The following is an 8,446-nucleotide window of genomic DNA, read 5'->3' on the forward strand; positions in this document are numbered from 1 at the left end:
CGACCACCGGTACGTCACATCACGCAGATATGCGGGGAAACTGTGTCCGAGGGGGGACATGTACACCGATTTACCGCACCCGTACTCACATGGGTGTTCATGCGTCTACTGCAGCCCTTTATGCTGTCAACGTGTCTACGGCACATCTGGTTGTTCTAATGATGTGCTCTGCGGATTCAACCATCGGCAGCGTGTCGATCAATAGATGGTCGCCAGCCGGCAACCCTCTCGGCGCCGTCGCCACCGTCAATCCTCTGACGTACGCGGTCGACGCCTCGCGGCACCTGGTCCTCGGCATGCCCCGTCCACGGACGCGCCTGGCTGACCGTCGGCCTGTCCCTGCTGATCATCGCGCTGGCGTCGGTCGCCGCTCTGCGCGCGTTCCGCAAACCACTCGGCCCCGGCATCGAGTGATCGGTGCCGCTGTCCCGTCCACGCTCCGGCCCGCACCCGCTGGGCGCCGGCGCTCAGCGGGACGACTCGACGACTACTCTGGGCCCGTGCACGACCCTTCGGCCCGACCCACGGGTGGCGCCCTCCGGATCACGGCGCCGCCGTCACTCGTGGACTCCGCCGCGGCCGTGCTGCTGGCCCTGCTGACCGCGTACACGCCGCTCGACCCGCCGGGTCCGGCGTTCGACGGTCCGCCGTGGGCAGCCTGGCTCACCGGCGCCCTTCTCGGCCTCCCGGTCGCGGTACGCCGTCTCTGGCCGCTGCCGGTGCTGGCCCTTATCCTCGGCGCGGCGGTCGGGGCCACCGTGGCCGGTGTCACCGGCGCCGGGGCGATCTGGGTGACCTATGTGCCGGTGGCGTTCGCGCTCTACACGGCGGCGACGACGACCGGGGCCCGGTGGTCCGTCGTGGCGCTGACGCTGTCCCTGCTCGGCCCGGCCCTGGCGATCCCCTGGTACTACGCGGTCCGGATGCCTCCAGTCCCGGCGGTGACGAACAGCGAGGTGCCGCTCTGGTGGCCGGTGGAGCTGGGGATCACCGCGGTGACCCTCTCCGCCGCCTGGGCGGCCGGTCGGATGGTGCGGTGGCGGCGCACCGTGACCGCCCGGATGGCCGCTCAGCTGGCTCGGGAGGCCGTCGCGGACGAACGCCTGCGGATCGCCCGGGAGTTACACGACATCATCGGGCACAGCATGAGCCTGATCGCGGTCAAGGCGACCGTGGCCAACCACATCGCCGAGGAACGGCCGCAGGAGGCCCGGGCCGCGCTGGCCGCCATCGAACATGCCAGCCGGACCGCGATGACGGAGATCCGTCGACTGCTCGGCGTCCTGCGATCCGACGGCGGCCCGGCCGAGCTGACCCCGGCCCTGGGCACGGCCGAGCTGCCGGCCCTGGCCGAACGGGTGCGCGCGACGGGTCTCTGGGTCGACCTGGCCCTCGTCGGGACCGATGACCTGCCCGTCGCCGTCGACCTGACGGTCTACCGGATCGTGCAGGAGGCCCTGACCAACGTCCTGCGGCACGCCGTCGAGGCGACCACCTGCCGGGTGCGGGTGGTGGTCAGCGCCGACGGCATCGACATCGAGGTCGTCGACGACGGCCGGACGGGTCCACCGACGCAGCGCCGCACCGGCGGCGGCCACGGCCTGGTCGGCATGCGGGAGCGGGTGGCGATGTACGGCGGGACGCTGGTCGCCGGGCCGCAGCCGCGCGCCGGGTTCCGGGTGGCCGCCCACTTGCCGCACGACGCCGGCGACGACCTGAACGACGACGTGCTGGCCGCCGACGGCTGATCAGCCGCCGGAGTCGGGAGGGTGGCACGCCGCCCCGGCTCCTCGTGTGACCATGAAGCGTGACGCGGTGACGGATCCCGGACCGGTTCCGGATCCGGCTCGGGAAGGAGAGACGGTCGTGAGTGGACAGCCAGCTGGTGAGGGCGACCCGATCCGGGTGTTGCTCGCCGACGACCACGCCCTGCTGCGGGACAGCTTCTGCGCGCTCCTGGACACCGCACCCGGCATCACGCCGGTCGGCCAGGCGGGCACGGGCCGCGACGCCGTTCGGCTGACCCGGGAGACCCGGCCCGACGTGGTGCTGATGGACGTGCGGATGCCGGAGATGGACGGCATCGAGGCGACCCGGCAGATCTGCGGGCCAGGTGGGGTGGCCGACACCCGGGTGCTGATCCTCACCACCTTCGACCTCGACGACTACGTCTACGCCGCGTTGCAGGCCGGGGCCAGCGGCTTTCTCGTCAAGGACACCACGGCGGCCGACCTACTCGCCGCCATCCGGGTGGTGGCCTCCGGCGAGGCGCTCCTCGCGCCACGGGTCACCCGGCGCCTGATCGGCGCGTTCGTCCGCCAGTCCCTGCCGACCGGCGGCGCGCTCCGCCGGCTCGACCAACTGACCGGGCGGGAGCGGGAGGTGCTCACCCTCATCGCGCGCGGCCTGTCCAACTCCGAGATCGCCGAACACCTGCATCTCAGCCCGGGCACGGTGAAGACGCACATCGGCCGCCTGCTCGGCAAGCTCTCCGCCCGGGACCGGGCGCAACTGGTGATCGCCGCCTACGAGGCGGGGTTGGTGAGCGTCAGCCGGGGCTGATCATCCCCCCGGGGTGCCGTCCCCGGCCGCGGTGTGTCCGACCCTGGTCCGACCCGGATTTGCGACCGTGGCCAGACGCGCGGCGGCGTCGCGCTTGACACGCTTTACCTATGATCGTCGTAGAGGAGCTGACCAAGCGGTACGGTCCGACGCTGGCGCTCGATCGATTGTCGTTCGAGGTCCGGCCGGGCGTGGTGACCGGCTTTCTCGGCCCGAACGGAGCGGGAAAGTCCACCACCCTGCGCATCATCCTGGGGCTGCACCATCCGACCTCGGGCCGGGCCACGATCGACAACCGCCGGTACGACCGGATCCGCCGCCCGATGCACGAGGTGGGCGCGGTGCTCGACACCGACGCCGCCCATCCCGGCCGTAGCGCCTTCCACCACCTGGCCTGCCTGGCCCGCAGCAACGGCATCGGCAAGGCCCGTGTGGGGGCTGTCCTGGATCAGGTCGGCCTGGCGAACGTGGCGCACAAGCGGGTGGGCGGGTTCTCCCTGGGGATGCGGCAACGCCTGGGGATCGCCGGCGCGCTGCTCGGCGATCCGGCCGTGGTCCTGCTCGACGAACCGGTCAACGGGCTGGACGCCGCCGGGATCCGGTGGATCCGCTCCACCCTGCGGTCCCTGGCCGCCGAGGGGCGCACCGTCCTGCTCTCCAGCCACCTGATGAGCGAGATGGCGCTCACCGTCGACCATGTCCTGGTCGTCGGCCAGGGTCGGTTGCTGGAATCGGCCTCCGTGGCCGAGATCCGCGAGCGATTCGAGCGTGACGTGCTCGTCCGGTCCCCGAGGGCGGACGACCTCACCCGCATCCTGACCGGGCTGGGCGCGACCGTGACCGTCGGACCGGGTGGCGAGGTCGCCGTGGCCGGGATGGACGCCTCGGCCATCGGCGACGCGGCTGCCGCCGCGTCGATCGCCATCCACGAGCTGACCCCGCGCAGCGCCACGCTCGAGGACGTCTACCTGGACATGACCAGCAAGGCAGCCGAGTACCGGGCCACCAAAGAGAGGACTGAACGACCATGACCGCTCTGCAGAATCGACCGGCTGCCGTGGAAATCGGCGAGGAGGCCCCGTCCGTCTCCGGGATGCGGTTGTTCCGCGACGTCGTGGCGTCCGAGTGGATGAAACTCCGGACGATCCGGTCGACGTACGGCTTCGTCCTCGGCGCCGTCGTGGTGGCCGTGTTCGGCATGCTCGCCCTCTTCTTCCTCATCCAGTCCTTCGACCAGGCGACGCCGGCTGAGCAGGCGAACTACGAGGTCGCCGAACCGACCGTGGTGGTCATGCCGTTCGTCATGTTCTTCATCTCGTGCATCGGGGGCATGCTGATCACGAGCGAGTTCACCAGCGGTTCCATCGGGCCCGGTCTGCTGGCGATCCCGCAGCGGTGGATCCTGCTGGCCGGCAAGGGAGCGGTGGCCGCCTCGGTGGGCCTGGTCAGTGGGTTCCTGTTCTCGCTGCTGGCCACCATCGGCGCGATGGCGATGCTCGGCGACCGTCCGGCGCCGCTCAATCCCTGGCCGGCCTGGACCGACGCGATCCCGATCGTCCTCACCGCGGGGGTCGTCGTGCTGGTCGCCAGCCTGGTGGCGTTGGGGTTCGGCGCGCTGCTGCGCTCGACCGCGGGGGCACTGCTCACGATGGGCGGCCTCATCATGGTCGCGCCGGTGTTCGCGCACTTCCTGCCGACGACCTGGCAGCTACGCGTCGGCTCGGTCCTTCTTCCGAATCTCATCCCCCAGCTCGCCGGCGTCGGTAACCCGTACCTGTTGTCGCAGGTTGGTGCGGCCGCCGTGCTGGCGCTGTACCTGCTGCTGGCTCTCGGCGCCGGTGCCGTGACCTTCCGCCGCCGCGACGCGGCCTGACCCGCGCCCATCCCGTCCGACAGCCCGTCGGCTCTCCCGTAGGAGGAACTCCCATGTCACATCTCGACCACGCCAGCCACGTGATCGCCGCCAGTGACACCGGCACGACGATCGCGGGGATCACCTTCTGGGTCGTCGTGGGGACTGTAAAACGAACGGCTCTGTCTCACATTCGGTGGTGACCGAAGGTGGTCGATGTCGTTGAGGTCATGTGCGCAAGATCGATGATCTTACGAAGATGGTGTTCGCCTCTTGGGTGCTGCCCGGTTCGGCGGTGAAGCCCTTGGCGTCTACAGCCAGGATGGCCCGATATGGTGGTAGGTCGATCGAGCGTTCGAACGGAGTGTGCTCCATGGGGGTCCTTTCCTCGGCGATGGGACCCCCTTAGCGTCGGCCGAGGCCGGGCCTCTCTCTGCCCAGCACTGGGCAGAAAGCGTGTGACCAGACGCTCAAGGCCATCGGATCAACTACGGTGATCTCCCACCGCCCAGTGGTGACGATCCCGGCAGCACGCAGGGCAGTCAACTCAGTGACGACCGCGTTCCGCGAGGCACCGACCAACTCCGCCAACTCCACCTGGGACAGCCGGATCCCCGCCCGTCCGTCGGCACGCTGACTCTCTCGATCGAGATGGATCATCGCCCGCGCCAGCCGCTCGCGCACCGACAGAACGGCCAAGGCCGCACGCTGCGCGTCCGAGGCGCGCAATCGGCTGACCGTGTAGGCGGCGAACCCTGCGGCAAATGCGGGTCGGGTCAAGAGACGTCGGAACTGTGGGCCGGTCAGTAGCCGAGTAACCGCGGTGGTGAGGGCCGTGACCGTCGCAGAGCGGGGTTCCAGGTCGACGGCGGCGAGATCACCAACGACATCGCCGGCGAACCTCAGTGTCAGTAATGCACGGCTGCCATCGATCTCCGAGCGCACGACCTTGAGGCAACCGGCCAGGACCACAAGCACATGCTGGGTGTTGTCGCCCTGACGCAGGAGCACATCCCGGGGTTCGAAGCGGACGGGAATCCCGGTGTCCTGCACCCGGTGCCACTCGTCCTGAGGAAGATGAGCAACGAGTCCGGACTCACCGTAGTCACCCATGCATAGAACTTATGCCGACTCTGGCAACGAGGTTAGAACGGCAACGAGTGGGTTGTGACTCAGTGGCATTGAATCATCGGATTACGAAGCTGTCCGTGGCGGTTACAGGAGGTTGTGCTTACGGGCGTAGTTCGGGAACTCCGCCCCTGAGCAGGGCAGGCGAGCACCGGTCGCTCTCAGCGCCTCGATGAGGTTGCCGGCAGCCGTCGGAGTCTGCTTACCGTCCCGGCAGGCACCGGCGAGAAGCCATATGGTGCCGTGGACGCGGGCACCGTGGGTACGGGCGACCTGGGTCGCGTTCCTGTCGTCCGTGATGGCCACGCCTGCCCGCAGTTCGGCGGCCGCAAGAACGGATGCCTCCCCGAGGTCGCGGTCGCCCGAGCCGAGCCGCGCGGCCCACTTGGTGAAACACCGCACCTCGTCGAGCGTGTCCAGTTCGGCAGTGGTCAGCCAGTCCGCCTCACATGCGGCGACCAGTTCACGATGCGTTTGCGAACCCACTCGCAGCTCCTCCCGCACCATCTGCGTCGTCCAGCAGTCGGCATCGAGCAGCAGATCCTGCAGGACGTCCAACCGGTCAGCGAGAGTGAAGTGGCTGAGGACCATCGTGTCGAGCACAAAGACGGATGCGCCTTGTGCCAGCAAGCTCACGGGGCGATCTCCGAGTCGTCGTCCTGCGGCAGGTCCGCCTCGACAATCTGGTCATGCATCAACTCCACAGCCCTGGCCCGGGTGATTCGCCTGTTCCGCAACGCCTCCATCACGGCCTGGGCGTAGGCGGGCGGTACCCGTACCGACGTGAGGTCGGGCTGTGGTGTCCAGCTCAGCGCCTCCATGAACTCCGCGTGGGTGGGCCGAGCCTGGCTCCAGGTTCTTCGGGTCGCCGGGTCGATCATCCCCGCCTGCTCCGCCTGCCGCAGCGCCAGCAACCAGGACGTGCGATATCGGGCCGCGTAGCCCACGAGCTTTTCCCGGCTCACCGTCGCACGGTCTCCGGTGAGCGCGAATGCCTGCACAGGCAGCAACAGTTCCGCCGCGAAGGCGTCGATCACCGCCTCCCGCTCCGCCCGCGAGGTACTCACACCGAGGTCAGCGGAGTACTCGTCACCGACGATGAGGTGCCCCAACTCGTGGGCAGCGGTAGCCCGACGGCGGCCAGGATCGCCCGTGGTGCTGACGACAGCGACGGCGATGTCGCCCTCGACCAGCGATGCGCCGTCACCGGGTAGATCGGTGACCAGAACCCACTGACCTGCACGCTCACAGACATCCATGATGCTGTCGATCGGCTCCGCACCGAGCCCGAACCGCTGTCGTAGCCAACGGGCTGCCTGACGGGCGTCATCCTCGGAGGCCACCGGATGCGGGTAGCGAAGCAGCGGACGGGCACGCAACACCCCGACATCCCGCAACTGCTCGACATGACGAAGCCACTCGACCATGGCGATCTCAAGGCGCTCCGACGAACGTGCTACGTGGGTGTCGGTCTCCTCGGTCAGCGGCGCCGTCCGTCGGGACACCACCGCTGGCGGTGGATGAATCAGGTACTCCATCGACACCTTCAGAGCCTTGGAAAGCCGAGCCAGCTCCAAGCCGTCCACACGACGGCTGCCCGCCTCAACCTTGGCCAGCATCGTCCGGTCCAGCCCCACCACCACCGCGAGATCCTGCTGCGAGATCCCCAACGACAGGCGGGCCCGCCGTACCTGCTCACCGACGAGCGGCCAGTCCCAGCCATCAGCCATAGTGCGATAATCGCACACTCAGCGCCGGAATGAGACAACGCAAGAAGGTCTGCGGTTCACCCACCCCTGCCTGGAGCCGAATGAACAAGGCATCGCCCATGCACACACCGATGCCTGCTGAGTCGTCACGGGACTGGGATGGCCACCGTTAGAAGCCCTGAATCACGCCAGCGCAGGTTGCAGTCGTGCTGGAGGTCGACCTGTAAGGGCATCGACCACCATCCTCGAACATCCTCGGAGGTCCCATCCCCGACCGTCCGAGGCCGCACCATACCCGTCGGACATCCAGGCCGCCGCCACCGATCTCACCCCAAAGAGTGACTAGGCTGCATGAAGCAGCCAAAACCCCTACCCTGGTTGAGGGAACCATGGCGGGGGTGGACGCGCCGCTCGTGGAGGTCCTCCCATGGCAACGGGAACGACCACAGACGTGCAGACGGGTGCTCTCTCAGGGTGGGTCAACCAGCAACAAGAGCGAGGAGCCCGCCGAACCACGCGGGCGTCCGCGAAAACGCTGCGGTTTGCGTTCTACGCCGGATGTCCACCGTCGCCTCTCAGGACCGGGCGTCGTCGTGTCGGTGGCAGCGCACCTACGCCGAGGACCTGGTAACCAGCCATGGTCAAATCGTGGTCGAGTTCTTCGACGAGGGTGTCTCCCGCCGGGTGGCCTGGCCGGACCGCCCGGAGGCGTCGCGGATGCTCGCCGCCGTGACGAACCCGGGACGCGGGTTCGACGCGATCGTCGTAGGCGAGTAGGAACGCGCCTTCCACGCCCAGGCAACTCGAACAGTTGGCTCCCTTCTCTACAAGATCCGGGGCGGTTCATGGTCGGCGCACCAGCGCAGGAAGACGCGTAGGTCGGACTCGGTGTGCACGCGAGTCTGGCCACGGTAGCGGCCCAGGAAGGCCGACCCCGCGGCGCGCACAACGAGTTGATCGGCCAGCGACAGGGGAAACGGAAGCAGGAGAGGCAGCCATACATCACCGTGCGTTACCATCGGTGATGAACACCCGTCCACCCGGAGCGGCAGATGCGCACGCTGATTTTCGGCCGGCGCCAGGACGTGGTGATGACAGATTCCGGTGGCGAGTTCGTCGCCCTCGACGGTGAACCGACCAGGGCCGCTACGCCGACTGCGAGCGGCCTCCGGACTTTGAGCCCGGCCCCGAGCCC

Annotated in this window: 8 protein-coding genes; 5 read left to right on the forward strand and 3 right to left on the reverse strand. The window is 68.6% G+C overall.

Going from position 1 to position 8,446, the window contains the following annotated elements; genetic code table 11:
• Positions 1–500: 500 nt before the first annotated feature.
• The 4 genes from AWW66_RS30250 (at position 501) to AWW66_RS30265 (ending at position 4,435) form a co-directional block, all read left to right on the forward strand.
• Positions 501–1,748 carry a sensor histidine kinase gene (locus AWW66_RS30250; RefSeq protein WP_245648554.1) on the forward strand — a complete coding sequence of 416 codons (1,248 nt, stop codon included), beginning with the start codon at positions 501–503 and terminating at the stop codon, positions 1,746–1,748.
• A gap of 118 nt (positions 1,749–1,866) precedes the next feature.
• Positions 1,867–2,562 (forward strand): response regulator, encoded by a 696-nt coding sequence (locus AWW66_RS30255; RefSeq protein WP_245648555.1) that lies wholly within the window; start codon positions 1,867–1,869, stop codon positions 2,560–2,562.
• Between the two features lie 110 nt (positions 2,563–2,672).
• Positions 2,673–3,593, forward strand: a complete 921-nt coding sequence (locus tag AWW66_RS30260; protein ID WP_067373639.1) for an ABC transporter ATP-binding protein — start codon at positions 2,673–2,675, stop codon at positions 3,591–3,593.
• Positions 3,590–4,435: an ABC transporter permease gene (locus AWW66_RS30265; protein ID WP_067373644.1), complete on the forward strand. Its 846-nt coding sequence runs from the start codon at positions 3,590–3,592 to the stop codon at positions 4,433–4,435. Before AWW66_RS30260 ends, AWW66_RS30265 begins: the two co-directional genes overlap by 4 nt.
• 384 nt (positions 4,436–4,819) lie before the next feature.
• On the opposite strand, the gene AWW66_RS30270 is transcribed toward AWW66_RS30265, so the two are convergent.
• From AWW66_RS30270 to AWW66_RS36170, 3 genes are all read right to left on the reverse strand, one after another.
• Positions 4,820–5,527 (reverse strand): Crp/Fnr family transcriptional regulator, encoded by a 708-nt coding sequence (locus tag AWW66_RS30270; protein WP_083979195.1) that lies wholly within the window; start codon positions 5,525–5,527, stop codon positions 4,820–4,822.
• Positions 5,528–5,629: 102 nt separating this feature from the next.
• Positions 5,630–6,178 carry a PIN domain-containing protein gene (locus AWW66_RS30275; RefSeq protein ID WP_067373649.1) on the reverse strand — a complete coding sequence of 183 codons (549 nt, stop codon included), beginning with the start codon at positions 6,176–6,178 and terminating at the stop codon, positions 5,630–5,632.
• On the reverse strand, positions 6,175–7,272 hold the full coding sequence (locus AWW66_RS36170; RefSeq protein ID WP_067373652.1) for a helix-turn-helix domain-containing protein: 1,098 nt from the start codon (positions 7,270–7,272) through the stop codon (positions 6,175–6,177). Before AWW66_RS36170 ends, AWW66_RS30275 begins: the two co-directional genes overlap by 4 nt.
• 627 nt (positions 7,273–7,899) lie before the next feature.
• Between AWW66_RS36170 and AWW66_RS36175 the strand changes: the two genes are divergently transcribed.
• On the forward strand, positions 7,900–8,028 hold the full coding sequence (locus AWW66_RS36175; protein WP_281179645.1) for a hypothetical protein: 129 nt from the start codon (positions 7,900–7,902) through the stop codon (positions 8,026–8,028).
• Positions 8,029–8,446: the final 418 nt, after the last annotated feature.

Source organism: Micromonospora rosaria, from assembly GCF_001567585.1.
Taxonomy (GTDB): Bacteria; Actinomycetota; Actinomycetes; order Mycobacteriales; family Micromonosporaceae; genus Micromonospora; species Micromonospora rosaria.

Coding starts and splice junctions, on each gene's coding strand:
- AWW66_RS30260 (WP_067373639.1), top strand. CDS start 2,673: ATGATCGTCGTAGAGGAGCTGACCAAGCGGTACGGTCCGACGCTGGCG.
- AWW66_RS30265 (WP_067373644.1), top strand. CDS start 3,590: ATGACCGCTCTGCAGAATCGACCGGCTGCCGTGGAAATCGGCGAGGAG.
- AWW66_RS30270 (WP_083979195.1), bottom strand. CDS start 5,527: ATGGGTGACTACGGTGAGTCCGGACTCGTTGCTCATCTTCCTCAGGAC.
- AWW66_RS36170 (WP_067373652.1), bottom strand. CDS start 7,272: ATGGCTGATGGCTGGGACTGGCCGCTCGTCGGTGAGCAGGTACGGCGG.